Origin of the sequence: Pseudomonas sp. RIT357 (assembly GCF_000632245.1) — a bacterium.
Lineage (GTDB): Bacteria > Pseudomonadota > Gammaproteobacteria > Pseudomonadales > Pseudomonadaceae > Aquipseudomonas > Aquipseudomonas sivasensis.
The window spans coordinates 62,468-80,736 of the sequence record NZ_JFYX01000047.1 but is presented as its reverse complement, the minus strand read 5'-3'; the positions used below and the strand labels follow the sequence as shown (position 1 = coordinate 80,736).

The window sequence follows — 18,269 nt, the reverse complement described above, 5'->3', positions numbered from 1 at the left end:
TAGGGGGATGCTACCGCATGTAGAAGTCGGCTTGCCGGCTCCTACAAAAGGATGTTTCAGTTTGCAAATCCCGGCAGCACAGGTACTGGGCGCTTGTCCGCATCAATCGCGACAAAGCTGAACACGCCCTGGATCGCCTTTTCACGTCCATCGGCACTCATGCTCTCGACGAACACTTCAACCTCAACCTTGAGACTGGTGTTGCCGACCTTGATTACACGGCCGATCAGCTCAACGATGGAACCCGCCGGAATCGCATGATTGAAGTCGATGCGGTCGGTAGAAACCGTCACCAACGGCAAACGGCAAAAACGCGTGGCGGTGATGAACGATACTTCATCCATCCAGGCCAGTGCAGTGCCGCCGAACAAGGTGTTGTGGTGGTTGGTCGTCGGCGGGAATACAGCCTTGGTCACATGGGTGACAGAGAGGTCAGTACGGCGCTGAATTTCTTCGAGGCGAGTAGTCATGGGCAAATACCGGAAAATGGACAAATTTCAGGCACAAAAAAGCAGCCCGTAGGCTGCTTTTTTCTGCATCGGAAAGCTGGACTTAAGCCAGTTTTTCCTTGATGCGAGCTGCTTTACCGGACAGGTCACGCAGGTAGTACAGCTTGGCTTTACGTACGTCACCGCGACGCTTAACGGCCATGCTGTCGATTTGCGGGCTGTAGGTCTGGAAAGTACGCTCTACGCCAACACCGTTGGAGATTTTACGAACAGTGAAAGCACTGTTCACACCACGGTTACGCTTGGCGATTACCACGCCTTCGAACGCTTGCAGACGCGAACGGTCGCCTTCCTTCACTTTCACCTGAACGACAATAGTGTCGCCCGGGGCAAAGGTAGGGATCTCTTTGGTCATCTGCTCTGCTTCGAGTGCAAGGATGATTTTGTTAGTCATGCTGTGCTCCTAAGGTAAGTCAATGGACCTACCATCGATACGTTGTTAACTATCGTCCCGCGCGAGGATGTATTCCTCGAGCAGCTTCTTCTCTTCTCCAGAAAGCGAGCGGCTTTCCAGAAGATCGGCGCGTCGTTCATAGGTCCGACCAAGGGACTGCTGTAAACGCCAACGCCGGATGTGTGCGTGATTGCCACTTAGCAATACGTCGGGAACACGCTGATCCGCATACACCTCCGGACGGGTGTAGTGCGGGCAATCCAGCAAACCATCCGTGAAGGAATCTTCCTCCGCGGAGTCCGCATGCCCTAAAGCTCCAGGCAGCAGTCGTGTAACCGCATCTATCAGGACCATCGCCGGCAGCTCGCCGCCAGACAGGACATAGTCCCCAATCGACCACTCTTCATCGACATGAGCCTCAATAAAGCGCTCGTCAATGCCTTCATAGCGACCGGCAATCAGGATTAATGCTTCCTCATTCGCCAGTTCGCGTACCGCCGCCTGTTTCAGCTGACGGCCTTGAGGGGACAGGTAAATTACCTTCGCCTTCTCCCCAGCAGCTGCCTTGGCCTGAACCAACGCGTCTTCCAGGGGCTTGATCTTCATCACCATGCCCGGGCCACCGCCAAATGGGCGATCGTCCACAGTGTGATGTCGATCCGTCGTGTAGTCTCGCGGATTCCAACAGGTGAGCTGCAACAGCCCCTGTTTCACCGCCCGACTGGTGATGCCGTACTCGCTGATGGCGGAGAACATCTCGGGAAACAAACTGATCACTTCAATGCGCAAATTAGCCACGCTTAGAAGTCCGCGTCCCATTCCACCTTCATCTCGCCCGCTGCCAGGTCAACAGCCAACACGCATTGCTCCGTATAGGGCAACAAGCGTTCGCGATCATCCAGGCTGCCAGCACAAGGCTTGACCACCATTACATCATTGGCGCCGGTTTCCAGAAGATGATCGATTTTCCCGAACAATTGCCCGAGTTGATCAATAACCTTCAGACCTTCCAGCTGGTACCAGTAGTACTCGCCGTCGGTCAATTCAGGGAACAGGTTGCGCGGCACGCAGATCTCATAACCAGCCAGAAGACGAGCTTCTTCACGATCATCAAGACCCTTGAGCTTCGCGACCAGGAACTTATCGCTCCCACGCCCACTGACCAGCTCGACCTGTTTCACACTACCTTCGCGCTTGAGCGTCCAGGTTTTGTACTGCAACAGGTTTTCTGTCGGATCAGTAAAGGAATACACCTTCACTTCGCCGCGAACGCCATGAACAGAATAAATCTTGCCGATAACGATCAAATCATCAGCAACAGTTGGCGTCGCGTTCATATTGCTCAGGCTGCGGCCTTAGCCGAGTCCTTCAACAGTTTTGCAACGCGCTCGGATGGCTGTGCGCCAACGCTCAGCCAGTAGGCTACGCGCTCTTGGTTCACGGACAGACGAACTTCTTGACCACGAGCAACAGGGTTGAAGAAACCAACCTGTTCTTTGTGCGAACCGTCGCGCGGGTTGCGGCTGTCGGTTACGGTCAAGTGGTAAAACGGGCGCTTTTTGGAGCCGCCGAGGGCAAGACGGATTGTTAGCATGTGAAGATCGTTCCTGTAGTCGGTGCTGCAAATCTAAATGCACAGCGGGCATAGGTGCCCGAAAGGCCGCATATTCTAAGGAATATCCGGACTTTTGCAAATGTCTTTTTCTGGCGCCTATCAGCGTGCCATTCAGATCTGCTATGGAGCCGTCGTTTAAAACGGCAGGTCAGCCCCCGCCAACGGCGGGTTTGCTGGAGATCCCACATCCCTGTGGGTCGGAGCGCAAGCGAACTTGCGCTCGAATTCTTTACATTTTCGGCATGCCGCCGCCGGGCAACATACCGCCCATGCCGCGCATCATCTTGGCCATTCCGCCTTTGGCGGAGAATTTCTTCATCATCTTCTGCATCTGCTTGTGCTGCTTGATCAAGCGACCGATGTCCTGCACCTGGGTGCCGGAACCCATGGCGATCCGACGCTTGCGCGAACCGCTGATCAGCTCAGGGTCGCGGCGCTCGGCCGGGGTCATGGAGTTGATGATGGCTTCCATCTGCTTGAACTGCTTCTCTGCCGCGCCTTGGGCATTGCCCATTTGCGCCAGGTTCACACCGCCGATGTTCGGCAGCTTGTCCATCAGGCCGCCGAGGCCGCCCATGTTCTTCATTTGTTGCAGCTGGTCGCGGAAGTCTTCGAGGTCGAAGCCCTTGCCCTTCTTCAGCTTCTTGGCCAGTTTATCGGCCTTGTCCTTGTCGAGGGTGGCTTCGGCCTGTTCGATCAGGCTGAGCACATCGCCCATGCCGAGGATACGCGAGGCGATACGCTCAGGGTGGAACGGTTCGAGCGCTTCGCTCTTCTCACCCATACCGATGAACTTGATCGGCTTGCCGGTAATGGCGCGTACCGACAGCGCAGCACCGCCACGGGCGTCGCCATCGACCTTGGTCAGGATCACGCCGGTCAGCGGCAGCGCATCACCGAAAGCCTTGGCGGTGTTAGCCGCATCCTGGCCGGTCATGGCGTCGACCACGAACAGTGTCTCGACCGGATTGATCGCGGCATGCAGCGCCTTGATCTCGCCCATCATCTCTTCATCAATGTGCAGGCGACCGGCGGTATCGACGATTACGACATCAATGAACTTGAGCTTGGCCTCTTTAATAGCTGCGTTGGCAATGTCGACTGGCTTCTGGCTCAGATCGGACGGGAAGAAGGTTACGCCCACTTCGCCCGCCAGCATTTCCAACTGTTTGATGGCCGCAGGACGGTACACGTCGGCCGACACAACCATTACCGACTTCTTCTTGCGCTCTTTAAGGAAGCGCGCCAGCTTGCCGGCGGTGGTGGTTTTACCCGCACCTTGCAGACCGGCCATCAGCACGACGGCCGGTGGCACGGCGCTGAGGTTCAAATCTTCGTTGGCGGCGCCCATCAGGCTTTCGAGTTCGGCCTGGACGATCTTCACAAAGGCCTGGCCCGGGGTCAGGCTGCGGGACACTTCAGTGCCGACCGCACGCTCCTTGACCGAGTTGACGAAGTCCTTGACCACAGGCAAGGCCACGTCGGCTTCCAGCAACGCCATGCGTACTTCACGCAGGGTGTCTTTAATATTGTCCTCGGTCAGCTTGGCCTTGCCGGTTACGTGGCGCAGCGTCTGCGAGAGACGGTCAGTCAGGTTTTCAAACATGCGCGATCCTTTCAGGCCCTATTCATCGAAATGCATTGTAGACCGAGGTAATGGCGGCCCAGGCTGTGGTAAATCGCTATTAAAAACAGCGCTCAGCGAGCCTGCGGCGTGGGCAGGTCGCGGATTATAGCGAAGACTGCGCCCATGCACACCCGCTGTCTGGTCCGGGAGTCTTTCGTGGAACGCAGGTGTATGCCAAACTCAGCGCCTTTCGGGCTTGTCTATCAGGATTTATGGTCCCCTTGTCACCCAGTTTGCTACCCAGTCTCGCCGCCGCCCTCTTATATGCCGCTGCGACCTTCTATCAGGGCACTCGTCTTGCCCAAGGCACCAAGGCGGACAAACGCCTGCTGGTCGGCCTGGGCGTACTCGCCCTGCTGGCTCATGCCGCGAGCCTGTTCACCCACCTGATGACGCCGGTCGGCCTGGGCCTGGACTTTTTCAGTGCCGCCAGCCTGATCGCTGCAGCGGTCATCGCGCTGACGCTGCTGGCCTGCTACCGGATCCCCGTTGAGAACCTACTGGTCCTGCTCTTCCCCCTGGGCGTACTGACGGTGCTACTGGCGCAGTTCGCGCCCACCGGCACGGTGCAGGTGATTGACGAAGAACCCGGTATCCTCGCCCATATCCTGCTGTCGATCCTGGCCTACGGCATGTTCACCATCGCGGTGTTCCAGGCCCTGCTCCTGCTCCTGCAGGATCACCAGCTCAAGCACAAGCACCCCTCCGGCCTGATCAAGAACTTCCCTCCGCTGCAAACCATGGAAAGCCTGCTATTCGGTTTCCTATGGGCCGGCTGGACGCTGCTCTCGCTGTCGCTCATCTCCGGCTGGTTGTTCGTCGAGAACCTGTTTGCCCAGCACCTGGTGCACAAGACCCTGCTGGCGTGCCTGGCCTGGGTGGTGTTCAGCGTGTTGCTGTGGGGCCGCAATCGCCTCGGCTGGCGCGGGCACAAGGCGATCCGCTGGACCCTGGCCGGTTTCTGCCTGCTGATGCTGGCCTATTTCGGCAGCAAGCTGGTTCGCGAATACATCCTGCATATTTGACGGGCAGCAATCATGGACAACTTGCCCCTTGGGCCGATGCTCGCGGTAATCGCCTTGCTGGTGTTATGGGCGGCGCTGTTTACCGCCATCGAAGCCGCACAACAACACCTGCTGGCCCTGCGCCCCGGTACACGTCAGGGCGACAAGGCTGCCGCCCGCCTGAGTTTCCCGCGCCACAGCCTGATCCTGTGCAACAGCCTGTGCCGTGCGGCCGTGGTAATCCTCTGCACCCTGCTGGCGATTTATGCCTGGGCACAGAACGGCCCGTGGCTCGGCTGGCTGATCTCCTGCGCTGTTCTACTGATCCTGGCCGACTACCTGCCACGCGCCCTGGCAACCCGCCATCCGCAAGCGGTGCTGGGCTTCGGCAACACGCTGCTGGGCGTGCCATTGAAAATCCTCTATCCCGCCGCCTGGCTGCTCAATGGCATCAGCCTGTTGCTGCTACGCCCGTTTGCCCGAAAGCCCGGCGTGGTGAAAAACAGCGACGAGCCACAGCCCGACCACGACGATGAGCCGCAGCCCGAGGCCGACGACAGCCGCACCCCTCGCATGCCGGGCATCCACGCCTTGGACAACATCACCGTCAATGACATCCTGGTACCCCGCAGCGAAGTGGACGGTATCAACCTGGATGACTCGGTCGAAGAAATCATCGAGCAACTGCGCACCTCCCCGCGCACTCGCCTGCCGGTGTTCCACAGTGACATCAATCAGGTCGAAGCCGTACTGAACACCCGACTGATCCAGCATCTGCTGCCGGACGCCAGCCTGACCAAGGAAGCCTTGCTCGAAGCCTCCTACGAACCCTACTTCGTTCCGGAAAGCACGCCCCTCCAGCTGCAACTGCTGAACTTCCACAAACAGCAGCGGCGCTTGGGCATGGTGGTGGATGAATATGGCGAAGTGCTGGGCATCGTTACTCTGGAAGACATCCTCGAAGAAATCGTCGGAGAGTTCGAAAGTGAACAGGGTACGGACAACCCGCATATCGAAGCGCAGCCCGATGGCCGCTACATCATTGATGGCGCCGCTTCGATCCGCGAACTGAACAAGAGCCTGGGATGGCACCTGCCAAGCGACGGCCCCAAGACGCTCAACGGCCTGGTGACCGAAGCCCTGGAGACCATTCCGGATTGCGCGGTGTGCCTGAAGATCGGCCGCTACCGCCTGGAAATCCTCGAAACCGAGGACAACCGGGTGAGCAAGGTACTGATCTGGCACACCAGTCGAGTGCCGGTGTCCGTTTAATCCGCTTGTTCGATGCGCAACCCCCTTCCTATAATCGGGTCGGCTTACCCAAGCCCCGCCCGACCGTGTGCTATCCGCACTGAGCGCGTCCAGGCACCGCAGCATCCTGTCTGACCGGTGTACGCTCCCATCCCGAGCCGCCCCGCGCACAACCCTGATCCAGGGGTGTTCGACCAATAATAATCCGCGTCCAAACGCGCAATGACTGTCAGGGATAATTCAATGAGCACCACCTATAACGAGGCTGCGACCGCCGCCCCGACCAACTCGACTGCACGAGTCGCCACCGCGAGCATCGTCGGTACCGCCATCGAGTTCTACGACTTCTATATCTACGCCACCGCCGCTGCCCTGGTGATCGGCCCGGTATTCTTCCCGCAAACCTCCGGCACCGCGCAGATGCTGGCGTCATTCCTGACCTTCGGTATCGCCTTTATCGCCCGCCCACTGGGTTCAGCGCTGTTCGGCCACTTTGGCGACCGTATCGGCCGCAAGTCGACGCTGGTGGCTTCACTGCTGCTGATGGGCGTGTGCACCACGTTGATCGGTTTGCTGCCCGGCTATGACAGTATCGGGGCCTGGGCGCCGATCCTGTTGTGCGTGCTGCGTTTCGGCCAGGGCCTTGGCCTGGGCGGGGAATGGGGCGGCGCGGCGCTGCTGGCTACCGAGAATGCGCCAAAGGGCAAACGCGCCTGGTTCGGCATGTTCCCGCAGCTTGGCCCATCGATCGGCTTCCTGGCCGCAAACGGCTTGTTCCTGATCCTGGCCATGAGCCTCAACGACGAGCAATTCCGTAGCTGGGGCTGGCGCATCCCGTTCATCCTCAGCGCAGCACTGGTGATGGTCGGCCTGTACGCGCGGTTGAAATTGCATGAAACCCCGGTGTTCGCCAACGCCGTGGCCAAGGAAAAACCGGTAAAGGTGCCGCTGGTGGAATTGTTCAGCCAGCATTGGCTGCCGGTGCTGCTGGGCGCCGCATCGATGGTGGTGTGCTATGCGCTGTTCTATATCACCACGGCGTTCTCCCTGAGCTACGGCGTGTCGACCTTGGGCTACAGCCGCGAGACATTCCTTGGCCTGCTGTGCTTCGCGGTGCTGTTCATGGGTTTGGCCACACCGTTGGCTGCCTTGGCCAGTGATCGGTACGGGCGCAAGCCGGTGCTGATCGTCGGCGCAGTCCTGGCGATCCTGTCCGGCTTCACCATGGAGCCACTGCTGACTCACGGTTCGACCTGGGCCGTAGCACTGTTCCTGGCGCTGGAGCTGTTCCTGATGGGTGTGACCTTCGCACCGATGGGCGCCCTGCTGCCAGAGCTATTCCCAACCCGCGTGCGTTATACCGGCGCTTCGGCGGCGTATAACTTGGGTGGAATTGTGGGCGCTTCGGCGGCACCGTTTTTCGCAACCAAGCTGGTGGCGATGGGCGGGCTCAGTTATGTCGGCGGATATGTGTCGGCGGCAGCGTTGCTCAGCTTGATTGCTGTGCTGTGCCTGAAAGAGACGCGGGATAATGATTTGAACAAGGTTGCCTGATAAACCGCTATCGGCGGCAAGTCGAATCGTCGCACCGCCCCTCCCACATTTTGAGCGCATTTCTACAGATTAAACGCGGTCAAGTGTGGGAGGGGCGGTGCGAAGATTCGATTTGCCCCCGATGCTTTTAGAGCTCTACCACAACCGCCTGGGAAGCACGGGTCGCCTTGGCCCGAGCCGCTTCAATCGACTCATCCCGCGCCAACGCCACGCCCATGCGGCGCTGGCCATTCACTTCTGGCTTACCAAACAGACGCAACGCGGTGTCCGGCTCGCTCAGTGCAGCGCCGAGGTTGGCGAATGCGGTCTGGGTCGACTGCCCTTCCACCAGAATCACCGCCGAGGCCGAAGGCCCGAACTGGCGAATCAACGGGATTGGCAAGCCCAGAATGGCGCGCGCGTGCAGGGCAAACTGCGATAGATCCTGGGAAATCAAGGTCACCAGACCCGTGTCGTGCGGGCGCGGCGACACTTCGCTGAACCACACCTGATCGCCCTTAATGAACAGCTCCACGCCAAACAGACCACGGCCACCCAAGGCTTCGGTCACGGCTTTGGCAACGCGCTCGGATTCCGCCAGGGCAACCGGGCTCATGGCCTGTGGCTGCCAGGATTCCTGATAGTCGCCCTTCTCCTGACGGTGGCCGACTGGCGCGCAGAAGGTGGTGCCGCCGATATGGCGCACGGTCAGCAAGGTGATTTCGTAGTCGAAGTCGATAAAACCTTCGATGATCACGCGGCCTTTACCAGCCCGCCCGCCTTCCTGGGCGTAATCCCAGGCCTTCTGCACATCGTCAGCGCTGCGCAGCAAGCTCTGGCCTTTGCCCGACGAACTCATCACTGGCTTGACCACGCACGGAAAGCCCAGATCCTGGACGGCCTTGCTGTAGTCTTCAAAGGTGTCGGCAAAATGGTACGGCGAGGTCGGCAGGTCCAGCTCTTCGGCGGCCAGGCGACGGATACCTTCGCGGTTCATGGTCAGCGACGTGGCGCGTGCGGTTGGGATCACGGTGAAGCCTTCGGCTTCCAGCTCCACCAGGGTAGCGGTGGCGATGGCTTCGATTTCCGGCACGATGAAGTGCGGTTTTTCCGCTTCGATCACCGCACGCAGGGCGGCGCCGTCGAGCATGTTGATCACATGGCTACGGTGGGCAACCTGCATGGCCGGCGCATTGGCGTAGCGATCCACGGCAATCACTTCAACGCCCAGGCGTTGCAGTTCGATCACCACTTCCTTGCCCAGCTCACCGCAGCCACACAGCAAAACGCGGGTCGCGGTTGGCGACAATGGAGTTCCGATTCGGGTCATCTCAGGTCCTCAGGGGAGCGGATCATGGGGAGAAAGGCCGGCATTTTACATGAACTGTAAAAATTGGCCTCAGTTGGCGACGGCCCGCTTGCGGATACGCCAGGCCATGATCAGCCACACCACCGTGACCCCGGCGAATTTCGATGCCAAGGCCGTACCCACCACCGCCGGCGTCAGCGCGCCGATCAGGCCGAAGAAGATAAACGTGTCGAGGGGAATGCTCAGCGCCGAACTTATCCACAGGCGATCGTGGAGCGGGCGCTTGGTAATGCTGAACACCAGCCAGTCAATGCATTCGGACACCGCGAATGCCGTGGCACTGGCCAGGGCAATGGCAGGGTCGGAAGTGACATAGGACAGTACCAGCGCCGCCAACATGGCGATGATCGCACCGTGGCCGAAGCGGGTTTGCACCATGTCGCGCAGAATAAATACCAGGCCACCCCAGGCGGACCAGATCACGTCAAGGTGCGGGGCGGTGGAGAAAGCGAAGTTGATCAGCACGACGCTGCTGATGTAGGCGATCAGGAAGAGCATGGGGCGAGAGACCTGTGAACAAGGGGCACAGGGTACTTCACATTTTGAAATATGTCGTCTGAGAGGGCCTCATCGGGGGCAAGCCCCCTCCCACATTTTGACCGTATTCCTACAGATTAAACGCGATTAAGTGTGGGAGGGGGCTTGCCCCCGATGGCGATCTATCAGGCGCCGGATTTACCAGAAGCCATAAACACCAGCCCAGCCGCCACCGCTCGCTCGTGGCACAAGCCCAACACCACCCGGCGTTCGGCGTTGTCCATGCGGCTCCAGCGCGTGATTTCATCCACGGTGCGCTGGCAGCCGGTGCAGATGTCGTCATCATCCAGCGCGCAAATGCTCACGCACGGCGAGCCAACGGGGCGTTCAATCGGGTTCATTCTTGCTGCTCAGCCAGGTCGCGGGCATAGCGCTGTGAGTTATGCACATAGTGGGCGGCGCTGGCTTCGAGCATGCGCTTCTGGGCGTCGGTCAACTCACGCACCACTTTGCCCGGCGAGCCCATTACCAGCGAGCCATCGGGAATTTCCTTGCCTTCGCCAATCAGCGAGTTAGCGCCAATGATGCAGTGCTTGCCGATTTTCGCGCCGTTGAGGATCACTGCATTGATGCCGATCAGACTGTAATCGTCCACGGTGCAGCCGTGCAGCATGGCGTTATGGCCGATGGTCACGCCCGTGCCCAGAGTCAGCGGATAGCCCATATCGGTGTGCATCACGCTGCCGTCCTGCACATTACTGTTCTTGCCGATCAGGATCAGTTCGTTGTCGCCACGCAATACCGCGTTGAACCAGACGTTGGCGCCCTCTTCCAGCTTGACCTTGCCCACCAGCGTGGCGTTCGGCGCCACCCAGCTGTTGGGATGCGTCTCGACGCGGGCGTCGCCCAGGCGGTATTTCATGGTGTGTCCTCACGGCTTGCCATTCAAACGATGGCTTAGATATTGATGAAGCTCTTGGGCGGCTGGTGCAGGCTGATCTGGGCGTCGTCATAGAGCAGGTTGATCAACTCGACGATCATGATCGCCGTCAGCCCCCAAATCTTGTATTCGCCAAACCGATAGCTGGGCACATACCAACTGCGGCCCTGGTAATCGATTCTGTGGGTATGTTCGCGCGGATCCTGTCGGAAAAAGTCCAGGGGTACGCTGAAAACGGCGGCAATCTCTGCATCATTGGCCAGGTATTCGACGTAATCAGGGACCACGCCGACATACGGTGTGACGCGAATACCATGCAGGGAGATCAGGGGGCTCAACGGGCCGATCACTTCGACCAAGCCAGGCGGCAGGCCGATTTCCTCTTCGGCCTCACGCAGGGCGGTGAAAATCAGGTCCGGGTCTTCGGGGTCGCGACGACCGCCGGGAAACGCCACTTCGCCACCGTGGGTCGACAGGCCGCTGGCGCGTAGGGTCAGGATCAGCTCGGGTTCATCACTGCGGGTAATCGGCACCAGCACCGCAGCCTCGGGGAAACGCCCGTCGGTTTCCAGCGTGTGGGGGGTGTGATTGCTTACCCGGCGAAGTAGCTCGTCCAGCATGAGTCATCTCGGTCTGTTGGCTACCATGCATCATGCACCAAAGCGTGCGGGCGCCCAACCCCAAAACCCGGCGGGTGTCGCTAAACGACAACTTGCAGGCCCCTGCCCGCCACGCCAAGATAGGCGCACTTTCCAGGAACCCCAGCATGAAATTCTGCAGCCAGTGCGGTAAACCGGTCACCCAACGCATTCCAGAAGGCGACGGGCGCCTGCGTTTTGTGTGTGATCACTGCTCGACCATTCACTATCAGAACCCCAATATCGTCGCCGGGACCGTGCCGGTGTGGGGCGATAAAGTGCTGCTGTGCCGACGCGCCATCGAACCGCGCCTGGGCTACTGGACCCTGCCCGCGGGCTTTATGGAAAACGGCGAGACCGTCGAGCAGGCCGCCACGCGCGAAACCCAGGAAGAAGCCTGCGCACGCGTGCGCAACCTGGCGATTTACACCCTGATCGATGTGCCGCACATCAATCAGGTGCATATCTTCTACCGCGCCGAACTGGTCGACCTGGACTTCGCCGCAGGCCCCGAAAGCCTTGAAGTGCAGCTGTTTGACGAAGCCGACATCCCTTGGTCCGAGCTGGCTTTCCGCACGGTGGGACGTACCTTAGAATGCTTTTTCGCTGACCGCAGACTTGAGTCCTACCCGGTGCGCAGCGAGGCTGTGCCGCCGATGGGCAAGCCCGCCCAATAATAATCCGGCATCAAGGGAAATCGTTTTAATGCGTTGGTTGCTTGCTCTGCTCTGCCTGTCGTTCACTACCCTTTCGCCGGCTTCTACCGTGGAGACCCTGGGCGGCAAAACCGTCGAAAAAGTCCTGGTGCTCAAGTCCGCCCACCAATTGCAACTGATCAACGACGGCAAGCCGATCAAGACTTACCGCATTTCCCTGGGCAAAAACCCCAAGGGCCACAAGCTGATAGAGGGCGACCGCCGCACCCCGGAAGGCCTGTACTGGATCGACTGGCGCAAGACCAGCGACCGCTTCAACCTGGCCATGCACATCTCCTACCCCAATATCAGCGACGCCGCCCGCGCGCGCCGCGAAGGCGTGAAGCCCGGCAGCATGATCATGATCCACGGCACGCCTGACACCGAAGACTACCCCGAACAGTGGTTCCACACCCTGGACTGGACCGACGGCTGCATCGCCATGCGCAACGTCGATATGCGTGAAGTCTGGACCCTGGTCAAAGACGGCACCCTGATCGAGATTCGGCCGTAATCGTCGACCGTTCGTAAAATAATTCGAAAATTTTTCCCGCCTTCAACAGCGCCCGCCGGTGAATACCAGTTCACCGCGCGGGCTGCGCCGTTCTGCGCGCCATAAAGACCTCTCTAATACCACTTAAGACCAAGCCCCGTTATAGGGCCATAAAAACCGGATTTGCACCGTTTTCGCTGCATTGACATGGTATTTAAGTGGTATTAATTTCCGGCCAATACCGGGCGACAACACTCCAATAACGCATCGGAAACCTGACAGATGAATCCCATCCTGGCCCTGCGCCCTGACGACAAACAATCCACGCCGCTTTACCTGCAATTGGCCCGCAAGCTGGAAGCGGCCATCCATGCCGGCGAGTGGAAATCCGAACAGGCATTGCCGTCTGAACGCGTCCTTAGCGAGCAACTGAGCATCTCGCGAGTCACCGCCCGCAAGGCGCTGGAAGTGTTGTTTGCCCAAGGCCTGATCCGCCGCAGCCAGGGCTCCGGTACCTTTATCACGCCTCGCCTGGAACAGCCGCTCTCGCGCCTGTCGGGTTTCAGCGAGATGTTACGCCTCAAGGGCTTTGTGCCCAGCTCCCAATGGCTGGAGCGTGACATCACCCCGCCGACCCATGAAGAGCTGATCCGCCTGGCCCTGTCGCCCACCGACAAAGTGGCGCGCCTCAAGCGTTTGCGTAAGGCCGACGACACCGTCATGGCCATTGAGATGACCACCATGCCTGCCTCGGTGCTGCCGCAACCGCAAGCCATCGGCAGCTCGCTGTACGAGTACCTGGAAAGTATCGGCAAGCCCATCGTCCGTGCCCTGCAGCATATCCAGGCGGTCAACGCCTCGGACGAGTTCGCCGCCCTGGTGGGCATCGCCCCCGGCACCGCCATGCTGCTCATGACCCGCGTGGGCTACACCGCCGACAACACGCCGATTGAAATCACCGACACCTACTGCCGCAACGACTACTACGACTTTGTCGCAGAGCTGCGTCGATATGACTTTGCCGCCGAGTAGCGGCCTTAGAGAACTGCCCATGTCCGAAGATAATATCCTCACGCCCCACGGCTGGATTCGCGGCCGCCTGGTGCATGAACACGGCAAGGTGACCGCCATTGAAGGCGTGCCTTGCGACCCGACGCAAAACGATTTGCCCTACCTGCTGCCGGGCTTTATCGACCTGCATGTGCACGGCGGCGGTGGCAAGGACATCATGGAAGGCATCGACGCCTTCGAGACCATCACCCGCACCCACGTGCGCTTTGGCACCACCTCGCTGCTGGCCACCACCATGACCGCGCCGGTGGATGAAATCTCCAGCGTGCTCGGTCAACTCGGCGGCTTTTGCGAGCAGCGCCCTGCCGGCAGCGCCCGAGTACTCGGCGTACACCTGGAAGGGCCTTACATCAACCCAGGCAAACTTGGCGCCCAACCCAACTTCGCCCACACCGCGCTGATGGAAGAAGTCGAGGCGTACCTGCGCCTGGCGCCCATCCGAGTGATCACCATCGCCCCGGAAATCGCCGGCCACGACGCCCTGATCCGCGCCCTCAGCGAGCGCGGCGTACGCATGCAAATCGGCCACACCTTGGGCAGCTATGAAGAAGGCGTCGCCGCCCTCGCCGCGGGCGCCACCAGTTTTACCCATCTGTACAACGCGATGAGCCCGTTGCATCACCGCGAGCCGGGGATCGTCGGCGCCGCGCTGGCCCACGCCAAGTACGCCGAGTTGATTCCGGACCTGCTGCATGTGCACCCCGGCGCGATACGCGTGGCGCTACGGTCGATCCCTTGCCTGTATTGCGTTACCGACTCCACCGCCGCCGCCGGCATGCCCGATGGCGAATACAAGCTGGGCAGCCACACCGTGACCAAATGCCTGGGCGGCGTACGCCTGGCCGACGGCACCCTGGCCGGCAGCACGCTGACCATGGACCAGGCGCTGCGCAATCTGGTGAAGATCGGCCTGCCTATCAGCGAAGCCTCGCAACGCCTGTCGCAATTTCCTGCGGATTACCTGGGCCTGGAAGAACGCGGCCGCCTGCAACCCGGCAGCTTTGCCGACTGCGTGCGCCTGGACCGCTCCCTGCAACTCACCGACGTCATGGTCGAAGGAGAAACCATTGTCTTCAAAAATGCTTGAAGAGGCCTTGGCCTCCTGTGACGCCGTCGCGGCGCAACTGCAACGCCTGAACCCGGCACTGGAAGAAATCGCCGGCCGCCTGCGCCGCCAGCCGCCGCAAGTGGCGATGACCATCGCCCGTGGCAGCTCGGACCACGCCGCCAGCTATTTCGCCTACCTGGCCATGCAGCATGTGGGCATTCCGGTGGCGTCGTTGCCGATGTCGGTGGTGACCTTGCTGCAAGCGCCGTTGAAGGTCAGCGGCCAGGTGGCGTTCGGTTTCTCGCAGTCCGGCCAAAGCCCGGACCTAGTCAACAGCCTGCGCCTGCTGCGTAAGCGCGGGGCTTTGAGCATCTCGTTGGTCAACGCCGAAGACTCGCCGCTGGAAGCCGCCTGTGAATTCCACGTGCCGCTGTGCGCCGGGCCGGAACTCAGCGTGGCCGCGACCAAAAGCTTTATCGCCACCCTCAGCGCCAGCGCGCTGTTGGTCGGCCACTGGAATCAGGAAGCCGACCTGCTGCAAGCCTGCCAGGCGTTGCCCGATGGCTTGCGTGAAGCGGCCCGCCAGGATTGGAGCCGCGCCATCGACGCCCTGCGCGACAGTCAGCGCCTGATGGTGATCGGCCGTGGCGCCGGTTTTGCCATTGCCCAAGAAGCCGCACTCAAGCTCAAGGAAACCTCGGCGATCCAGGCCGAAGCCTTCAGCAGCGCCGAGGTGCGCCATGGGCCGATGGCCTTGATCGGCGACAACTATCCACTGTTGGTGTTTGCCCCGCGCGGCGCCGAGCAGGCAGGCCTGTTGAGCCTGGCCGCCGACATGCGCCAGCGCGGTGCCCGCGTGCTGTTAGCCGCGCCGGACGATATCGCCGAACGCGACCTGACCCTGAGCCGCGCCGAACACCCGAGCCTGGACCCGGTGCTGGCGATCCAGAGTTTCTACGTCATGGCCGCCGGTCTGGCGGTCGCCCGCGGCATGGACCCGGACCAACCGCGCCACCTGAGCAAAGTCACCCGCACTCACTGAGTGGTGTGCCGTGTTTTCCTGATGAGTACCGTGCCCATGTCTAACAACAATAATGCAGTGACCCTCAGCGCCCCCCTCAGTGGGCCGGTGCTGACCCTGGGCAACGTCCCCGACGAAGTATTCGCCAGCGGTGCCATGGGCGACGGCCTTGCGATCGACCCGCTTAATAACTGCCTGCATGCGCCCTGCGACGGCGAGATCATTCACGTCGCGCGTACCGGCCACGCGCTGACAATCCGCGCCGACAATGGCGCCGAGCTGCTGATGCATTTGGGCATCGACACCGTCGAGCTGAAGGGCGAAGGTTTTGCGCTGCTGGTCAAACAGGGCGCGCGGGTGAGCCTGGGCCAGGCGCTGGTACGGTTTGACCTGGATTGCATTGCGCGCCAGTGCAAAAGCCTTATCAGCCTGATCATCCTAACCAATGGCGAGCACTTCGACGTGCTGCCTCTGGCGTCGCAAACCGTCAACGTCGGCGAGCCACTGATGCAGGTCATCGCGCGGTCGACAGCGCCCGCTCAGACGGCTGTGGATAACTCCATCGAAGAAGCCAGCGCCCGTGTGCACATCACCCATCGAGGCGGCTTGCATGCTCGGCCCGCAGCGCTGATCCGCAAGACGGCCCAGGGCTTCAGCAGCCAGGCGCGCTTGCACTACGCTGACAAGTCGGCCGCCTGCGACAGCTTGATCGGTTTGATGGGGCTCGGCATCGGCGAAGGCGACGAAGTGCGCGTCACTTGCCGGGGCAAGGACTGCGAGGCGGCGTTGCAGGCCTTGGTTGCCGCGCTGTCTGCACCGATGAAAGAAGAACATCACGCGCCTGCCGCCGTTACGCCACGCCGAGCCAATACCGAAGCCGGTGTATTGCAAGGCGTCTGCGCGGCGCCCGGCCTGGTCTGCGGGCCGCTGTTTCGCCTGAGCGGTATCGAGCTGCCCGCAGACACGGGCCAGCATTCGGCCGACGAACAACTGCAACGTCTGGACACGGCGCTGGAGCAGGTGCGCGGTGAAATCCGCAACACCCTGGAGCACGCCCGCCAGCGTAAAAACGTCGAGGAAGAAGACATCTTCGCCGCCCACCTGGCCCTGCTGGAAGACCCGACCCTGCTGGAAGCCGCCACGGGTGCCATCGAGCAAGGCAGCGCCGCCACCCATGCCTGGCGCGATGCGATCCAGGCCCAGTGCGCAGTGCTGCTGGCATTGGGCAAGCCATTGTTCGCCGAGCGCGCCAACGACCTGCGCGACCTACAACAACGCGTGCTGCGCACATTGCTGGGTGAAGCCTGGCACTTCGAGTTACCCGCTGGCGCCATCGTCAGCGCCCATGAACTGACGCCCTCGGATTTGCTGCAACTGAGCGCGCAGCAGGCCGTCGGCCTGTGCATGGCCGAAGGCGGCGCGACCTCCCATGTGGCGATTCTGGCGCGCGGCAAAGGGCTGCCCTGCGTGGTCGCGCTGGGCAGCGAAGTCCTCGACGTACCGCAAGGCCAGCGGGTGGTGCTGGACGCCGCCAACGGTCGCCTGGAACTGGCGCCCAGCGAAGCCCGTCACGCTCAAGTGCACCAGATTCGCGACGCGCAAAAACTGCGCCGCCAACAGCAACAGGCCCAGGCTCACCAGCCGGCACGCACCAGTGACGGCGTAGGCATTGAAGTGGCCGCCAATGTTGCCTCCAGCGCCGACGCCCAAACAGCGTTTGAAAACGGCGCCGATGGTGTCGGCCTGCTGCGTACCGAATTCCTCTTTGTCGACCGCCGCACCGCGCCGGATGAACAGGAGCAACGCCAGGCCTATCAAGCCGTGCTGGACGCCATGGGCGACAAGTCGGTGATCATCCGCACCATCGATGTGGGCGGCGACAAACAACTCGACTACCTGCCCCTGCCCGTCGAAGCCAACCCGGTCTTGGGCCTGCGCGGTATCCGCATGGCCCAGGTGCGTCCCGAACTGCTCGACCAGCAACTGCGCGCGCTGCTGCAACTCACACCGTTGGCGCGCTGCCGCATCCTGTTGCCGATGGTCAGCGAAGTCGACGAACTGCTGGAGATCCGCCAGCGCCTGGATGAACTGTGTGCGCAGCTGAAGCTGACCCAGCGCCCTGAACTGGGGGTGATGATCGAAGTTCCCGCCGCCGCGCTGATGGCCGAACAACTGGCCGAACATGCGGACTTCCTGTCCATCGGCACCAATGACCTGTCCCAGTACACCCTGGCCATGGACCGCGACCACGCCGGACTCGCCGCGCGGGTCGACGCGCTGCACCCGGCGCTGCTGCGGCTGATCGCACAAACCTGCGACGGCGCAGCCAAGCATGGGCGCTGGGTTGGCGTCTGCGGCGCGCTGGCGTCCGACCCGCTGGCCACCCCCGCACTGATCGGCCTGGGGGTCAGCGAGCTGTCGGTGAGCCCGCCGCAAATCGCAGAAATCAAGGACCGCGTCCGCCACCTGGATGCGGCGCAATGCCGGCAACTGAGCCTTAGCCTGCTCGACCTGAGCAGCGCCAAAGCCGTACGCCAAGCCTGTCAACACCACTGGCCGCTGAGCTGACAACAACAACAAGAAA

The 18,269-nt window shown here is 61.1% G+C and carries 20 protein-coding genes; 9 read left to right on the top strand and 11 right to left on the bottom strand.

The window, feature by feature from the left end; genetic code table 11:
* Positions 1-56: 56 nt before the first annotated feature.
* From BW43_RS03880 to ffh, 6 genes are all read right to left on the bottom strand, one after another.
* Positions 57-470: an acyl-CoA thioesterase gene (locus tag BW43_RS03880; RefSeq protein ID WP_032890787.1), complete on the bottom strand. Its 414-nt coding sequence runs from the start codon at positions 468-470 to the stop codon at positions 57-59.
* Positions 471-552: 82 nt separating this feature from the next.
* Positions 553-903 (bottom strand): 50S ribosomal protein L19, encoded by a 351-nt coding sequence (gene rplS / locus BW43_RS03885; protein ID WP_003175895.1) that lies wholly within the window; start codon positions 901-903, stop codon positions 553-555.
* Between the two features lie 45 nt (positions 904-948).
* Positions 949-1,722 (bottom strand): tRNA (guanosine(37)-N1)-methyltransferase TrmD, encoded by a 774-nt coding sequence (gene trmD, locus BW43_RS03890; RefSeq protein ID WP_024077235.1) that lies wholly within the window; start codon positions 1,720-1,722, stop codon positions 949-951.
* A complete protein-coding gene (gene rimM / locus BW43_RS03895; protein WP_027605457.1) occupies positions 1,704-2,240 on the bottom strand; it encodes a ribosome maturation factor RimM in 537 nt (178 codons plus the stop codon). Before rimM ends, trmD begins: the two co-directional genes overlap by 19 nt.
* A gap of 5 nt (positions 2,241-2,245) precedes the next feature.
* Complete coding sequence (rpsP, locus tag BW43_RS03900; RefSeq protein ID WP_003175899.1) at positions 2,246-2,497, bottom strand: 30S ribosomal protein S16; 252 nt, start codon at positions 2,495-2,497, stop codon at positions 2,246-2,248.
* A 250-nt stretch (positions 2,498-2,747) separates the two neighbouring features.
* Positions 2,748-4,124, bottom strand: a complete 1,377-nt coding sequence (ffh, locus tag BW43_RS03905) for a signal recognition particle protein (protein ID WP_003193965.1) — start codon at positions 4,122-4,124, stop codon at positions 2,748-2,750.
* Positions 4,125-4,357: 233 nt separating this feature from the next.
* On the opposite strand from ffh, the gene BW43_RS03910 reads away from it, so the two are divergent.
* The 3 genes from BW43_RS03910 to BW43_RS03920 all read left to right on the top strand — a co-directional run bounded on the left by BW43_RS03910 (position 4,358) and on the right by BW43_RS03920 (position 7,954).
* Complete coding sequence (locus tag BW43_RS03910; protein ID WP_032890784.1) at positions 4,358-5,170, top strand: inner membrane protein YpjD; 813 nt, start codon at positions 4,358-4,360, stop codon at positions 5,168-5,170.
* 12 nt (positions 5,171-5,182) lie between these two features.
* Positions 5,183-6,421 (top strand): transporter associated domain-containing protein, encoded by a 1,239-nt coding sequence (locus BW43_RS03915; protein ID WP_032890783.1) that lies wholly within the window; start codon positions 5,183-5,185, stop codon positions 6,419-6,421.
* 222 nt (positions 6,422-6,643) lie between these two features.
* Positions 6,644-7,954 (top strand): MFS transporter, encoded by a 1,311-nt coding sequence (locus tag BW43_RS03920; RefSeq protein ID WP_032890781.1) that lies wholly within the window; start codon positions 6,644-6,646, stop codon positions 7,952-7,954.
* 127 nt (positions 7,955-8,081) lie between these two features.
* On the opposite strand, the gene purT is transcribed toward BW43_RS03920, so the two are convergent.
* The 5 genes from purT to BW43_RS03945 form a co-directional block, all read right to left on the bottom strand.
* Complete coding sequence (gene purT / locus BW43_RS03925) at positions 8,082-9,263, bottom strand: formate-dependent phosphoribosylglycinamide formyltransferase (protein WP_003193969.1); 1,182 nt, start codon at positions 9,261-9,263, stop codon at positions 8,082-8,084.
* 69 nt (positions 9,264-9,332) lie between these two features.
* The gene (locus BW43_RS03930; protein WP_032890779.1) at positions 9,333-9,800 is read right to left on the bottom strand and encodes a VUT family protein; all 468 of its coding nucleotides are present in this window, start codon (positions 9,798-9,800) and stop codon (positions 9,333-9,335) included.
* Positions 9,801-9,964: 164 nt separating this feature from the next.
* Positions 9,965-10,180 (bottom strand): DUF1289 domain-containing protein, encoded by a 216-nt coding sequence (locus BW43_RS03935; protein WP_032890777.1) that lies wholly within the window; start codon positions 10,178-10,180, stop codon positions 9,965-9,967.
* Entirely contained in the window at positions 10,177-10,701 is a 525-nt protein-coding gene (locus BW43_RS03940) for a gamma carbonic anhydrase family protein (protein ID WP_032890775.1), read from the bottom strand. The genes BW43_RS03935 and BW43_RS03940 overlap by 4 nt, the downstream gene beginning before the upstream one ends.
* A 35-nt stretch (positions 10,702-10,736) precedes the next feature.
* Complete coding sequence (locus tag BW43_RS03945; protein WP_032890773.1) at positions 10,737-11,339, bottom strand: CoA pyrophosphatase; 603 nt, start codon at positions 11,337-11,339, stop codon at positions 10,737-10,739.
* Positions 11,340-11,485: 146 nt separating this feature from the next.
* On the opposite strand from BW43_RS03945, the gene BW43_RS03950 reads away from it, so the two are divergent.
* The 6 genes from BW43_RS03950 (at position 11,486) to ptsP (ending at position 18,253) form a co-directional block, all read left to right on the top strand.
* Positions 11,486-12,034 (top strand): NUDIX hydrolase, encoded by a 549-nt coding sequence (locus BW43_RS03950; RefSeq protein ID WP_032890771.1) that lies wholly within the window; start codon positions 11,486-11,488, stop codon positions 12,032-12,034.
* A gap of 28 nt (positions 12,035-12,062) precedes the next feature.
* Entirely contained in the window at positions 12,063-12,566 is a 504-nt protein-coding gene (locus tag BW43_RS03955) for a murein L,D-transpeptidase family protein (protein WP_032890769.1), read from the top strand.
* A 261-nt stretch (positions 12,567-12,827) separates the two neighbouring features.
* The gene (locus BW43_RS03960; protein ID WP_032890767.1) at positions 12,828-13,577 is read left to right on the top strand and encodes a GntR family transcriptional regulator; all 750 of its coding nucleotides are present in this window, start codon (positions 12,828-12,830) and stop codon (positions 13,575-13,577) included.
* A gap of 19 nt (positions 13,578-13,596) precedes the next feature.
* Entirely contained in the window at positions 13,597-14,703 is a 1,107-nt protein-coding gene (gene nagA, locus BW43_RS03965) for an N-acetylglucosamine-6-phosphate deacetylase (protein WP_032890764.1), read from the top strand.
* Positions 14,696-15,706 carry an SIS domain-containing protein gene (locus BW43_RS03970; RefSeq protein WP_032890762.1) on the top strand — a complete coding sequence of 337 codons (1,011 nt, stop codon included), beginning with the start codon at positions 14,696-14,698 and terminating at the stop codon, positions 15,704-15,706. The genes nagA and BW43_RS03970 overlap by 8 nt, the downstream gene beginning before the upstream one ends.
* Before the next feature lie 36 nt (positions 15,707-15,742).
* Complete coding sequence (gene ptsP / locus BW43_RS03975) at positions 15,743-18,253, top strand: phosphoenolpyruvate--protein phosphotransferase (RefSeq protein ID WP_032890760.1); 2,511 nt, start codon at positions 15,743-15,745, stop codon at positions 18,251-18,253.
* Positions 18,254-18,269: the final 16 nt, after the last annotated feature.